Below are 12,694 nucleotides of genomic sequence, written 5' to 3' on the forward strand. Positions count from 1 at the left end.
AGGCCGAGGGGGATGGCGCTCTCACGATGAGCGGTAAGCGACTCTTCCAGGTCATGAGGTGGGCTCCTGCCACCAACGGGTGCCTTCGGGCGAGTCCTCAAGGGTCACGCCCTGCTCGGTGAGCTGGTCGCGGATCGCGTCGGCCTCGGCGAATTTCCTCGCCGCGCGCAGCCGGTCGCGTTCCTTCACGAGTTCGTCGACTGCGGCGTCGCTCTCGGCGGCGCCGGGGATGTCGAAGGTTCCGAAGAGGTTGTTCACGTCCTCGATCAGCCGCAGGGCGGCCGGGCCGGCCGGCTCCTCCGTACGGTTCTGCTCGCGGATGTACTGGAACAGGACGGCGAGGGCACCGGGGGCGTCGAAGTCGTCGTCCAGGTGCTCACGCATCTCCGTCCAGGCATCCGTCGCGCGTGCGACGTTCGTCTGGCTGTCGGTGTGTGCGGGGTCGATGGTCCGGGCGAAGTTCTCGATTCGGCGGCGTGCCCCTCGGGCCTGCTCCAGCGTGGAGTCGCTCAGCTCCATGGAGGAGCGGTAGTGCTGGGAGAGGAAGGCGTGCCGCAGGGTGCGGAAGTCCGTCCGGGCGAGGGCGTCGCGGATGGTGAGGAAGTTGCCGGATCTGCGGGTTCTCCCCGCTGCGGTCTGACAGCGGAAACGCCGAGTGCCCGACCGGCCGTCGTGCCGGGCCCGGTCGCCCCGGCTCAGTCTCCCGGCAGCAGGTCGAACACGTCGATGGGCGGCGGGAAGTGAGGGGCGCAGCCTCGGCAGGCGTACACGTTCCATCCGGGACCGCCGGCGCTGTGGACCTCGTGCACCATGACGGGGTCGTCCGTGATCCGCTCGCAGCGCACGCACATGCGCACGGGCGGCGGCGGTTCCGGGGAGCGGTCGTGGCTCATGCGGTGAACTCGTGGAGGAGGGCGCCGCCGAGGTAGGGGCGTACCAGCGCGCCCGCGTTCCCGTCGAGCGGTCCGTCGAGGCCGTACGGGCTGCCATGCGCGGGCAGGCGCGGTGCCGGGCGCGCGACCGGCGTGGACGGGGGAGTGCCGCCGGGGTTCGCTCCTGGAGGGAAGCGCCGGTCCAGCCAGCGCCGCAGCCGTGCGGCGAGGTGGAGGATGAGGTCGGTCACGTCATCGGCTCCTTGGCTCCCGTAGTCGGTTGATGGCCACGTCCCCGAGACGGCTGCATCCGTCGCCGGGGCTCTCCTGGGTCGACGCTAGAGGTGAGATTTATAGATGTCTATAGAGAACATGCGATGTAAGCTTCTGTGTTCGGATGGCCGCGACTGTGTACGGTCACCCGGGTGATGGAGTACGACCCGACCCGCCCCAAGTGGGTGCAGATCGCCGACGTGATCCGAGAGCGCATCGCCACCGGCGAGTACCCGCCGCGTCATCGCATCTCCGAGATGCGGATGGAGGAGGAGTTCGGCGTCGCGCGGATCACGGTGCGCAAGGCGACGGCAGCCCTCCGGGACGAGGGGCTGATCACCACGGCACACGGCATGGGCTCCTTCGTCACCGACCGGGGTGCAACCGACCCGCCCCGCTGACGGTCACGCCCCGCCGGCCTCCGCATCGCGCGGCGCCGGCGGGACCACAGCCACTTCTGGACGAGCAGCGTCAGCGTGCCCGCGAGGATGATCCCGAGCAGGTTCAGCAGCAGTTGCAGGCTGGAGCCCCACGCCTGCCCGTAGTCGCCGTAGCCGAGCGCCACCGCCGCGTTCGCTGCCGCCGGGACCGTCGTCACCGAGATGGCGACCCCGACCAGCGCCCCGGACTTCGCGGACGTCAGCGACAGGGTGCCGGCGACGCCCGCGAGGACGGCGACGACGAACGAGAACGCGTCCGGGTCGTAGATGAACGCCGTGTTCGGACGGTCGCCGCCGCGCAGCATCGACGCCTCGAACAGTCCGGCGCCGGTCATGAAGAGGCTGAAGAGCACCGTCACCGCCATGGCCACCGCGAAGCCCACCACCAGCGCCACCAGCGAGCGCAGCGCGAGCCGGGGGAGGCGCTGGACCACCGCCGTGCTGAAGCCCGCGAGCGGGCCGAACTCCGGGCCGACGGCCATCGCGCCCACGATCAGGATCGCGTTGTCGAGGACCACACCGCACGCGGCGATCATGGTCGCGAGCGTCAGGAACGCCAGATAGGTGACGGAGAGCGTCGACTCCTCGTGGGTCGCGTCGGTCAGCTGCTCCCACAGCACCGCGTCCGCGGGCTCGCCCGGTGCCTGCCGCTCCGCCTCGTCCGCCCGCCTGGACAGCGACAGGTCGACGCTTTCCACCGAGATCGCGCCCTCGCGGTCCAGCCCCCAGCTCCCGCAGGCCGCCGATCAGTTCGTCCCCGGCCTCGCGGGCGACGTCGCAGAGCACCAGGTCGCCCGACGGGTTGCGGGCGGCGCCGGTGAACACCACGAGGTGTGTCGTGCCCACCGTCTTATCGATGGTGGCGACGACCCGCTCGGTGCGGTCGGGCGGGACGATCAGACGCAGGTGCAGCACGCGGACGGCTCCTCGGCGGTCTTCCGGTAGGGCCGTCCGGCCGGGCGGCGGGTGGCGGGCGGCGGGCGGCGGAGGACGGGGGGTGGCGGGCGGCGGGCTCAGAGCTTGCGCAGGGACAGCCGCTGGACCTTGTGGTCGGGGCCCTTGCGCAGGACCAGGGTGGCACGCCCGCGCGTCGGGGCCACGTTCTCCCGGAGGTTGACGCCGTTGATCGTCCGCCACATCGTCCGCGCGTAGTCCAGCGCCTCCTCCTCGGAGACCTGGGTGTACCTGCGGAAGTACGAGGACGGGTCCTGGAACGCGGTCTCGCGCAGCTTGCGGAAGCGGTTGAGGTACCAGCGCTCGATGTCCTCCGGCCGCGCGTCCACGTACACGGAGAAGTCGAAGTAGTCGGCGAGACCGACCCGGGTGCGGCCGTCCTTGCCGGGCAGCGCGGGCTGGAGGACGTTGAGGCCCTCGACGATCAGGATGTCCGGGCGGCGCACGGTCAGCCGCTCGCCGGGGACGATGTCGTAGATGAGGTGCGAGTAGACGGGCGCGGACACCTCGTCCTTGCCGGCCTTGATGTCGGCGACGAAGCGGGTGAGGGCGCGGCGGTCGTACGACTCGGGGAAGCCCTTCCGCGACATCAGCCCCCGGTCCTGGAGCTGCTTCATCGGGTAGAGGAAGCCGTCCGTGGTGACCAGTTCGACGCGCGGGTGCTCGGGCCAGCGGGCGAGCAGCGCCTGCAGCAGCCGGGCCACCGTGGACTTGCCGACGGCGACGGAGCCGGCGACGCCTATGACGAACGGGGTACCGCGCTGGGTGCCGTGGCCGTTGCCCGCCTCGCCGAGGAAGGTGTTCAGGGCGCCGCGGAGGTTGGCGGTGGCCCCGACGTACAGGTTGAGCAGCCGGGACAGCGGCAGATAGATGTCCCGCACCTCGTCGAGGTCGATGACGTCGCCGAGGCCGCGGAGCCGTTCGACCTCGGCGGCGGTCAGCGGCAGCGGCGTCTTCTCGCGGAGTGCGCTCCACTCCTCGCGGGTCAGATCGACGTAGGGGGACGCCTCGGCCCGGTCGGCCCTGCGGCTTCGTGGCGGCGAAGTGATCACACGACCATTGTCGGTGCTGGGGGCGCGGCGTGGGGGGTGGGCTCGGTCACGCGGGGCCGGGCCCGACGGGGGCGGCGCCGCACCGGGAACCGTGCGCGGGCCACGGTCCGGGCGCCCCGCGACCCCGTGCCCCGTAACCTCGTATCCCCGCGCCCCGCGACCCCGCGCCCCGAAACTTCGTAATCCCGCGCCCCGCGCCCTGTACCACCACCTCAGCGAACGGATCCGGCCGCCCGATCCCGCCGCCGGACGCACGGCCGGCGGCCGGCCGGCCGGCCCGGCACACGCGGCACGTGACCTCGGCGGTCGGGCCCCCGCGGCCGTAGGCTGCCGCCATGTGCGGAATCGTGGGTTACGTGGGAGCGCAGTCCGCGCTCGATGTCGTCATCGCCGGGCTCAAGCGGCTCGAATACCGGGGCTACGACTCGGCGGGCGTGGCCGTCCTCGCCGACGGAGGGCTGGCCGCCGCCAAGAAGGCCGGGAAGCTGCTCAATCTGGAGAAGGAGCTCACCGACCGTCCGCTGCCGAGCGGCTCCACCGGCATCGGGCACACGAGGTGGGCCACGCACGGCGGCCCCACCGACGCCAACGCCCATCCGCACCTCGACAACGCGGGGCGGGTCGCCGTCGTCCACAACGGCATCATCGAGAACTTCGCCGCGCTGCGGGCCGAGCTGGCCGAGCGCGGCCACGACCTCGCCTCCGAGACGGACACCGAGGTCGTGGCCCATCTACTGGCCGAGGAGTTCTCCTCCTGCGGTGAACTCGCCGAGGCCATGCGCCTGGTGTGCCGGCGGCTGCACGGCGCCTTCACGCTGGTCGCCGTCCACGCGGACGAACCGGACGTCGTCGTCGGCGCCCGGCGCAACTCCCCCCTCGTCGTCGGCGTCGGCGACGGCGAGGCGTTCCTGGCCTCGGACGTCGCGGCGTTCATCGCCCACACCCGCTCGGCCGTCGAACTCGGGCAGGACCAGGTCGTCGAACTCCGCCGCGACGGCGTCACGGTGACCGACTTCGACGGCGCGCCCGCCGACGTGCGCTCGTACCACGTGGACTGGGACCTCTCCGCCGCCGAGAAGGGCGGCTACGACTACTTCATGCTCAAGGAGATCGCCGAGCAGCCGAAGGCCGTCGCCGACACCCTGCTCGGCCGGATCGACGAGGACGGCTCGCTCACGCTCGACGAGGTGCGGATCCCCGCCGCGGTGCTGAGGGAGGCGCAGAAGGTGGTCATCGTGGCGTGCGGCACGGCGTTCCACGCCGGGCTCATCGCCAAGTACGCCATCGAGCACTGGACGCGGATCCCGTGCGAGGTGGAACTGGCGAGCGAGTTCCGCTACCGCGACCCCATCCTCGACCAGCGCACGCTCGTCGTCGCCATCTCGCAGTCCGGCGAGACCATGGACACCCTCATGGCGCTGCGCCACGCCCGCGAGCAGGGTGCCAAGGTCCTCGCCATCTGCAACACCAACGGCTCCACCATCCCCCGCGAGTCGGACGCCGTGCTCTACACGCACGCCGGGCCGGAGGTCGCGGTCGCCTCGACCAAGGCGTTCCTGACCCAGCTCGTCGCCTGCTACCTGGTGGCGCTGTACCTCGGGCAGGTGCGCGGCACCAAGTGGGGCGACGAGATCCGGGCCGTCATCCGGGACCTCTCGCAGATCGCCACCCAGGTGGAGCAGGTCCTCGGCACCATGGAACCGGTGCGCGAGCTGGCCCGCTCGCTGGCCCGCAAGAACACGGTGCTCTTCCTCGGCCGGCACGTCGGCTACCCGGTGGCCCTCGAGGGCGCGCTGAAGCTGAAGGAACTCGCCTACATGCACGCCGAGGGCTTCGCGGCCGGCGAACTCAAGCACGGGCCGATCGCCCTGATCGAGAACGACGTGCCGGTGGTCGTCGTCGTCCCGTCGCCGCGCAGCCGGTCCGTGCTGCACGACAAGATCGTGTCCAACATCCAGGAGATCCGGGCCCGCGGCGCGCGCACCATCGTGATCGCCGAGGAGGGCGACACGGCGGTCGAGACCTACGCCGACCACCTGATCCGCATTCCGCAGACCCCGGCGCTGCTCCAGCCGATGGTGGCCACCGTGCCCCTCCAGGTGTTCGCCTGCGAACTCGCCACGGCCCGGGGCAACGAGGTGGACCAGCCGCGCAACCTGGCGAAGTCGGTCACCGTCGAATGATCGTCGGGGTGGGGATCGACGTCGCCGAGATCGACCGGTTCGAGGAGGCGCTGCGCCGGACGCCGGCGATGGCGGACCGGCTCTTCCTGCGGAGCGAACTGCTCCTCCCGAGCGGCGAGCGGCGCGGCACCGCCTCCCTCGCGGCCCGCTTCGCCGCGAAGGAGGCCGTCGCGAAGGCGCTGGGCGCGCCGGCCGGGCTGCTCTGGACGGACTGCGAGGTCTGGGTCGAGGACTCGGGCCGGCCGCGTCTGCGCGTCACCGGCACGGTGGCGGCGGCGGCGCGTGAGCGGGGGGTGCGGTCGTGGCACATCTCGCTCAGCCATGACGCCGGGGTGGCGTCGGCGATGGTGGTCGCTGAGGGGTAGCGGCGGGTCGGCGATGGGGGCGCGGTGGGGTTGCGGGGCCAGCGGTGGGGTTGCGGGGCCAGCGGTGGGGTCGCGTAGGGGGCACTGGCGGGTCCCGTCCGCGTACCGCGGTGTTCCGGCGCCGCCGACGACGTAGGCGACCCGGAGCCAGGTCCCGTCCGCGTACCGCGGTGTTCCGCGCGGCGGTACGCGAGCGCTTCCGCTCCCACCGCGATGTCGGGTGGGTCGGCGGGGGCGACGTGCGGCGGTTGGCGTGCGGGGGCTGTCGTGCAGGGGTTGGCATGCGGGGGTTGGCGTGCGGTGCCGGGCCCGGCGGGCGCGGCCGCACCCGTAACGCCGGGCGTGGCCGCACCCGTAGCGCCGGGCGTGGCCGCACCGGTTACGGCGGACGCCGCCGCACCCGCGATGCCGAGCGCGGCGGACGTTCGCACGGCATGCTTCTGAGCATGCGTCATGCCTACAGTGTCGACACCGTAAGGGCCGCCGAGGCCGAACTGATGGCCGGGCTGCCGGAGGGGGCGCTCATGCAGCGGGCCGCCGCGGGGCTCGCCGCGGCCGTCGCCGGTCTGCTGCCGCGCGTCTCCGGGGCCCGCGTCGTGCTGCTGGTCGGCAGCGGCGACAACGGCGGCGACGCCCTGTACGCGGGTGCGCGGCTGGCCCGGCGGGGCGCCGGGGTGAACGCGGTGCTGCTCGATCCCGACCGCGCCCACCGGAGCGGACTCGCGGCGCTGCGGACCGCCGGGGGCCGGGTCGCCGAGGACCCGTTCGGGGTGCTCGCCGCGGCCGACGTCGTCCTGGACGGCATCACGGGCATCGGCGGCCGCGGCGGGCTGCGCCCGGACGCCGTGCCGTTCGCCCGGGCCGCGCGCGGCTCCGGCGCGATGGTCGTCGCCGTCGATCTGCCGAGCGGCGTCGAGGCGGACACGGGAGAGGTGAGGGGCGAGGCGGTACGGGCCGACGCCACCGTCGCCTTCGGCACGTACAAGCCGGGACTGCTCGTCGACCCGGCGCACCGGTACGCCGGGGCCCTGCGGCTCGTCGACATCGGTCTCGGGCCGCGGCTGCCGTCCGTGCCCGACCTGGAGGCGCTGCAACACGCGGACGTGGCGCGGCTGCTGCCGGTGCCCGCCCCGGAGAGCGACAAGTACCGGCGCGGGGTCGTCGGCGTCGTCGCCGGCTCCGCCCGCTACCCGGGCGCCGCGGTACTCGCGGTGGCGGGCGCGGTGCACGGCGCCGCCGGGGCCGTGCGGTACGTCGGTCCCGGCGCGGACGCGGTGATCGCCCGCTTCCCGGAGGTGCTGGTGCACGGCTGGCCGCCCTCCCGCGCGGGCCGGGTGCAGGCGTGGGTCGTCGGACCGGGCCTCGGCGAGGCGCCGGGAGTGGCGGAGGTGCTGGAGTCCGACGTCCCGGTCCTGGTCGACGCCGACGGACTGCGGGGCCTCGACCCGGACGCGGTACGGGCCCGCAGCGCGCCCACGCTGCTCACCCCGCACGCGGGTGAGGCGGCGGCGCTGCTGGGGGTGGACCGCGGTGAGGTGGAGGCCGCGCGGCTCGGCTCGGTCCGGTCGCTGGCCGCCGAGTACGGCGCCACGGTGCTGCTGAAGGGCTCCACGACGCTGGTGGCCGACGCGGACGCCCGCCGTCCGGTGCGGGTGAACCCGACCGGCACCTCCTGGCTCGCGACGGCGGGCAGCGGCGACGTGCTGTCGGGGCTCGCCGGTTCGCTTCTCGCGGCCGGCCTCGAACCGCTCGACGCCGGGTCCGCGGCCGCCTATCTGCACGGTCTGGCGGCGCGGCTCGCCTCACGGGACGCCCCGGTGTCCGCCCAGGACGTGGCCGCGGCGATCCCGCGGGCCTGGCGCGACACGCGGACGCCCTGACGTGGCGCGGGCCACAGCAGGCGGGTGACCGGCGCCACTCACGGCCGTCGCCGTACGAGCCGGGTGGCGGGCCTCTGCGACACTGAGCGCGATGACTCAACAAGCACCCTTCCGGGCCCGTGCCGAGATCGATCTCGCCGCGCTGCGCGCCAACGTCCGCGCACTGCGCGCGCGGGCGCCGCGCGCCGCCCTCATGGCCGTGGTCAAGTCGGACGCGTACGGACACGGGATGGTCCCCTGTGCGAGGGCGGCCCTGGCCGCGGGGGCCGGGTGGCTGGGTACGGCGACGCCGGAGGAGGCGCTCGCCCTGCGGGCCGCCGGGATCGGCGGCCGGGTGATGTGCTGGCTGTGGACGCCCGGGGGACCCTGGCGCGAGGCGGTCGAGGCGGACCTCGACGTGTCGGTCAGCGGCATGTGGGCGCTGCGCGAGGTGACGCGGGCCGCCGAGGAGGCGGGCCGGGCCGCCAGGGTCCAGCTCAAGGCGGACACCGGACTGGGCCGCAACGGCTGCCAGCCCGCCGGCTGGGCCGAGCTGGTCGCGGCCGCCCGCGCCGCCGAGGAGGCGGGCACCGTCAGGATCACCGGTCTCTGGTCGCACCTCGCCTGCGCCGACGAGCCCGCTCACCCGTCCATCGCCGCGCAGCTGTCCGTCTTCCGGGACCTGGTGGCGTACGCCGAGAAGGAGGGCGCCGACCCGGAGGTGCGGCACATCGCCAACTCCCCTGCGGCGCTGACCCTTCCGGAGAGCCATTTCGACCTGGTGCGCACCGGTGTCGCGGTGTACGGGATCTCGCCCAGCCCGGAACTGGGCGCGCCCGCCGACTTCGGGCTGCGCCCGGTGATGACGCTCAGGGCGTCGGTGGCGCTGGTGAAGCGGGTTCCCGCCGGACACGGCGTCAGTTACGGGCACCACTACGTCACCGGCGGCGAGACCGCCCTCGGGCTGGTGCCGGTGGGGTACGCCGACGGCATTCCGAGGCATGCCTCCGGCCGTGGTCCGGTGCTGGTCGGCGGCGAGTGGCGGCGGGTGGCCGGCCGGGTGGCGATGGACCAGTTCGTCGTCGACCTCGGCCCCGGGGGGGAGTCCGTGCGGGAGGGCGCGGAGGCGGTGCTGTTCGGCCCGGGTGACCGGGGCGAGCCGACGGCACAGGACTGGGCGGAGGCGGCGGACACGATCGCCTACGAGATCGTGACGCGGGTCGGGGCGCGCGTCCCCCGGGTGCATCTCCACGAGGCCGAGGGCGAGGCAGAGGGCGAAGCCGAGGGTGAGGTCGAGGGGGAGGTCGAAGCCGAGGGGGAGGCCGGGCGCGCAAGCGTCGGCGCGACCGTGGGCGTGAACGTGGGCGCGCGCCTGGGAGTGCACCCGGGAGTGCACCCGGGAGCGCATCCGGGAGCGGACGAGGGAACGCGCGTGGGCACGGCAGCCGGCGACTGACCGGACGACCAGGAGACGACCACCAGTAGGAGCGGCACGGTGAGCGAGAACAGCGCGGGGGACGTGGCGGCGGCGGTGACCGACGCCGCCGCGGGCAACTGGCGCCGGGCGGGTGTCGCCGGCGCCGCCATAGGGGTGATCGCCGCCGGAGCGGCGGCGGGCGTCGCGATAGAGCGGATGACCGTGGGCCGGGGCATGCGCCGGAAGGCCCGGCTCGCCCTGGACGCCTCCGGGCCGTACGGGGCGCTTCGCGGCACTCCGGGCAGGGCCGTCGCCGACGACGGCACGGCGCTGTACTTCGAGACGGACGAGGTGGACCCGGAGCCGGGCGGCTCGGCACCGCGCCGGCGCAGGCTGTTCGGCCGCAAGGCCCCCGCGCCGGTGACCGTCGTGTTCAGCCACGGCTACTGCCTCAACCAGGACTCCTGGCACTTCCAGCGGGCCGCGCTGCGCGGGCTGGTCCGTACCGTCCACTGGGACCAGCGGAGCCACGGCCGCTCGGGCCGGGGTGCCTCCCAGACCGGGCCCGAGGGGGTGCCGGTGTCCATCGACCGGCTGGGCCGCGACCTGAAGACGGTCATCGACGAGGCGGCTCCGGAGGGGCCGCTCGTGCTGGTGGGCCACTCGATGGGCGGGATGACGCTGATGGCGCTCGCCGCCGCGCATCCGGAGCTGATCCGGGAGCGGGTCGTGGGGGCCGCGTTCGTCGGCACCTCGGCCGGCCGGCTCGGCGAGGTGAACTACGGGCTGCCGGTGGCGGGCGTGAACGTCGTACGCCGGGTGCTGCCGGGGGTCCTGAAGGCGCTGGGCTCCCAGGCGGAGCTCGTGGAGCGCGGCCGGAGGGCGACGGCCGACCTCTTCGCCGGGCTGATCAAGCGCTACTCGTTCAGTTCGAGGGACGTGGACCCGGCGGTGGCCAGGTTCGCCGAGCGGATGATCGAGGGGACGCCGATCGACGTGGTCGCCGAGTTCTACCCGGCGTTCGCGGAGCACGACAAGGCGGCGGCACTGGACGTGTACCGGGAGGTCCCGGTGCTGGTGCTGGCCGGAGACCGCGACCTGGTCACCCCCAGCTCGCACAGCGAGGCGATCGCCGACCTGCTGCCGGACGCCGAGCTGGTCATCGTGCCGGACGCGGGGCACCTGGTGATGCTGGAGCACCCCGAGGTGGTCACCGACCGGCTGGCGGACCTGCTGGTGCGGGTCGGGGCGGTCCCGTCAGCGGCTAACGTTGGCACGTATGGAAGCACCGCACAGCCCGGCGGCTGAGACCGCTGACCAGCCCGCCGCCCGTCTCACCCTCACCTCGCCGGAGCAGACCCAGGAGCTGGGCCGCCGGCTCGCGGAGCTGCTGCGGCCCGGTGACCTCGTCCTGCTGACCGGGGAACTCGGCGCCGGCAAGACGACCCTGGCGCGCGGGCTCGGTGAGGGCCTGGGCGTCCGCGGCGCCGTCACCTCGCCGACGTTCGTGATCGCCCGGGTGCATCCGTCCCTGGTGGGCGGACCCGCGCTGGTGCACGTGGACGCGTACCGGCTGGGCGGCGGGCTGGACGAGATGGAGGACCTCGACCTCGACGTGTCGCTGCCGGAGTCCGTGGTCGTCGTGGAATGGGGCGACGGCAGGGTCGAGGACCTCTCGGAGGACCGGCTGCACGTCGTCATCCACCGGGTCGCGGGCAACACGGACGACGATCGCCGCCGGGTCACGCTCACCGGTGTCGGTCCGCGATGGGCGGGCGCGGGGCTGGCGGGGCTCACCGCCTGAGAGCCCCCCGGCGTGCGCCGCAGGAGACCCGGCGCCCGGGCCGGACGCCGCCCGACCCGCCCGGGGACCCGCCCCGACCCGCCCGGGGACCCGCCCCGACCCGCCCGGGGACACGTCCCGACCCGCCCGGGGACACGTCCCGACAGGCTGTCGGCAAGATGTTGCGTCCGCTGCTCCGCGCATGGTCACATGGAGGGAAGTACGCGGTCGGGTCCGCCCCACCGCGCCTGCCCCCGGACCACCAGGAGGCATCCATGCCGGCGTCCGAGCCCGCGGCGAAGTCACCGCCGCACCGATCGCCCCGGCCGTCGCCGTCGGCGTTCTCCATGCGCGATCTGCTGGCGTCGTGCGCGGCGGCCACTGCGGTCTCCACCCCGCCGGGCGACCGCGGCGGAGCCGCCCGGTCCGGGCAGCCCGTGTCCGGGGAGCCCGTGTCCGAGGAGCCCGTGTCCGGGGAGGGCGAACCCCGCCGCGACGCGGCATAGCCCCTTCGGGTGAAACGGCTTACCGGGGTCTCCCGCGTCCCGGGTGGGCCCGCCTCGGGGTTTCCGTTCCATGTGCGCCGCGCGCCCGCCTCGGGGTTTCCGCTGCGTGTGCGCCGCGGGCCGGCCTCGGGGTTTCCGCTGGATGTCCGCCGCGCGCCCGCCTCCGCCGCGGGGCGCCCGTCCGCGCGGGGCGCGGGCCGTGCAGCCGCTCTCGGCAACGCCGCCCCGTCCGCGCGGGCCGAGGAACCGCTTCGGCCTCGGCGACGTCACCCCGTCCGCGCCGGGGCGCCGGGCCCGCGCCCGCACCGGGAACGCGCAGCCGTTTTCGCACCGGGTCGCCCGCCCGACTCCGCGCTACGGGACGACGACCACCTTCGAGCCGATCGTCGCGAACGTCCACATCGCGTCGCCGTCGGCCCGCTCCATCCGCACGCCGCCGGTCTTCCTGCCCGGGGCCGGGCTCGACATCGACCCGTCCACGGCGGCGCTGAAGCCGATCGACACCTCGTCGACCGTCGCGAACCGCACGACATGCTCGATCTCCACGCCGTCCGAGCCCTGGATCCTGCCGCTGCGCGACGTCACCTCGTATGTGCCGGGCTCCGGGCTGACGGTGCTGGGCATCACGGGGAACGTCTGGGTGAGGTCCTCCGTGCCGACCAGCCAGACCCGGCGCTCGCCCAGCGAGTAGACCACGCGCACGCCCGTGCCGGACCCCGTGGGCACGGCCAGCGGGTCCTCCCGGGGGGCCTCGGCGGCGGCCTTCGACGGGAGGGCGCTCGGAGCGGCGGCCGCGGGCTTCTCCAGGCTCTCCGGCACGCTCGCGGACGCCTGGTAGCCGAGGAAGCCGACGACGGCGAGGGCCGCAGCGGTGAGCCCGGCCACCGTTCCCGAGCTGCTCCTTGCCACGCCTGCTCCCCTCACCCGCACACCTGCCTCACCTGCCTGGGTGACGGTAGCAGCAGGGTGGCGGCGGTACGGGACGCCGTG

At 74.4% G+C, this 12,694-nt stretch carries 13 protein-coding genes and 1 pseudogene; 8 read left to right on the forward strand and 6 right to left on the reverse strand.

Annotation, left to right across the window (positions count from 1 at the left end):
* Positions 1-51 precede the first annotated feature (51 nt).
* From DDQ41_RS19130 to DDQ41_RS19140, 3 genes are read right to left on the reverse strand one after another with little or no spacing between them, the layout of a single operon-like run.
* On the reverse strand, positions 52-777 hold the full coding sequence (locus DDQ41_RS19130; RefSeq protein WP_109295572.1) for a DALR domain-containing protein: 726 nt from the start codon (positions 775-777) through the stop codon (positions 52-54).
* Positions 696-893: a hypothetical protein gene (locus tag DDQ41_RS19135; protein WP_109295573.1), complete on the reverse strand. Its 198-nt coding sequence runs from the start codon at positions 891-893 to the stop codon at positions 696-698. Before DDQ41_RS19135 ends, DDQ41_RS19130 begins: the two co-directional genes overlap by 82 nt.
* Positions 890-1,123 carry a hypothetical protein gene (locus DDQ41_RS19140; RefSeq protein ID WP_109295574.1) on the reverse strand — a complete coding sequence of 78 codons (234 nt, stop codon included), beginning with the start codon at positions 1,121-1,123 and terminating at the stop codon, positions 890-892. Before DDQ41_RS19140 ends, DDQ41_RS19135 begins: the two co-directional genes overlap by 4 nt.
* Positions 1,124-1,300: 177 nt before the next feature.
* On the opposite strand from DDQ41_RS19140, the gene DDQ41_RS19145 reads away from it, so the two are divergent.
* A complete protein-coding gene (locus DDQ41_RS19145) occupies positions 1,301-1,546 on the forward strand; it encodes a GntR family transcriptional regulator (protein ID WP_217364464.1) in 246 nt (81 codons plus the stop codon).
* 17 nt (positions 1,547-1,563) lie between these two features.
* Here DDQ41_RS19145 and DDQ41_RS19150 read toward each other — a convergent pair.
* Positions 1,564-2,500: pseudogene (locus DDQ41_RS19150) on the reverse strand (DUF389 domain-containing protein); the annotation flags it as partial.
* Positions 2,501-2,598: 98 nt separating this feature from the next.
* Complete coding sequence (gene coaA / locus DDQ41_RS19155; protein WP_109295575.1) at positions 2,599-3,591, reverse strand: type I pantothenate kinase; 993 nt, start codon at positions 3,589-3,591, stop codon at positions 2,599-2,601.
* Between the two features lie 335 nt (positions 3,592-3,926).
* Between coaA and glmS the strand changes: the two genes are divergently transcribed.
* The 7 genes from glmS (at position 3,927) to DDQ41_RS19195 (ending at position 11,704) form a co-directional block, all read left to right on the forward strand.
* Entirely contained in the window at positions 3,927-5,774 is a 1,848-nt protein-coding gene (gene glmS / locus DDQ41_RS19160; protein ID WP_109295576.1) for a glutamine--fructose-6-phosphate transaminase (isomerizing), read from the forward strand.
* Positions 5,771-6,139, forward strand: coding sequence for a holo-ACP synthase (locus DDQ41_RS19165; RefSeq protein WP_109295577.1), 369 nt, complete (start codon positions 5,771-5,773; stop codon positions 6,137-6,139). The genes glmS and DDQ41_RS19165 overlap by 4 nt, the downstream gene beginning before the upstream one ends.
* A gap of 446 nt (positions 6,140-6,585) precedes the next feature.
* Complete coding sequence (locus DDQ41_RS19170; RefSeq protein WP_109297822.1) at positions 6,586-8,019, forward strand: NAD(P)H-hydrate dehydratase; 1,434 nt, start codon at positions 6,586-6,588, stop codon at positions 8,017-8,019.
* A 91-nt stretch (positions 8,020-8,110) separates the two neighbouring features.
* A complete protein-coding gene (alr, locus tag DDQ41_RS19175; protein WP_262508500.1) occupies positions 8,111-9,454 on the forward strand; it encodes an alanine racemase in 1,344 nt (447 codons plus the stop codon).
* A 39-nt stretch (positions 9,455-9,493) separates the two neighbouring features.
* A complete protein-coding gene (locus DDQ41_RS19185) occupies positions 9,494-10,723 on the forward strand; it encodes an alpha/beta fold hydrolase (RefSeq protein ID WP_109295578.1) in 1,230 nt (409 codons plus the stop codon).
* Positions 10,695-11,219, forward strand: a complete 525-nt coding sequence (gene tsaE, locus DDQ41_RS19190) for a tRNA (adenosine(37)-N6)-threonylcarbamoyltransferase complex ATPase subunit type 1 TsaE (protein WP_109295579.1) — start codon at positions 10,695-10,697, stop codon at positions 11,217-11,219. Before DDQ41_RS19185 ends, tsaE begins: the two co-directional genes overlap by 29 nt.
* A gap of 254 nt (positions 11,220-11,473) precedes the next feature.
* Positions 11,474-11,704: a hypothetical protein gene (locus DDQ41_RS19195; RefSeq protein WP_109295580.1), complete on the forward strand. Its 231-nt coding sequence runs from the start codon at positions 11,474-11,476 to the stop codon at positions 11,702-11,704.
* A 354-nt stretch (positions 11,705-12,058) separates the two neighbouring features.
* Here the strand turns inward: DDQ41_RS19195 and DDQ41_RS19200 are convergent, their stop codons facing one another.
* Positions 12,059-12,613, reverse strand: a complete 555-nt coding sequence (locus DDQ41_RS19200; RefSeq protein WP_245991357.1) for a hypothetical protein — start codon at positions 12,611-12,613, stop codon at positions 12,059-12,061.
* Positions 12,614-12,694 lie beyond the last annotated feature (81 nt).

Source organism: Streptomyces spongiicola, assembly GCF_003122365.1.
Taxonomy (GTDB): domain Bacteria; phylum Actinomycetota; class Actinomycetes; order Streptomycetales; family Streptomycetaceae; genus Streptomyces; species Streptomyces spongiicola.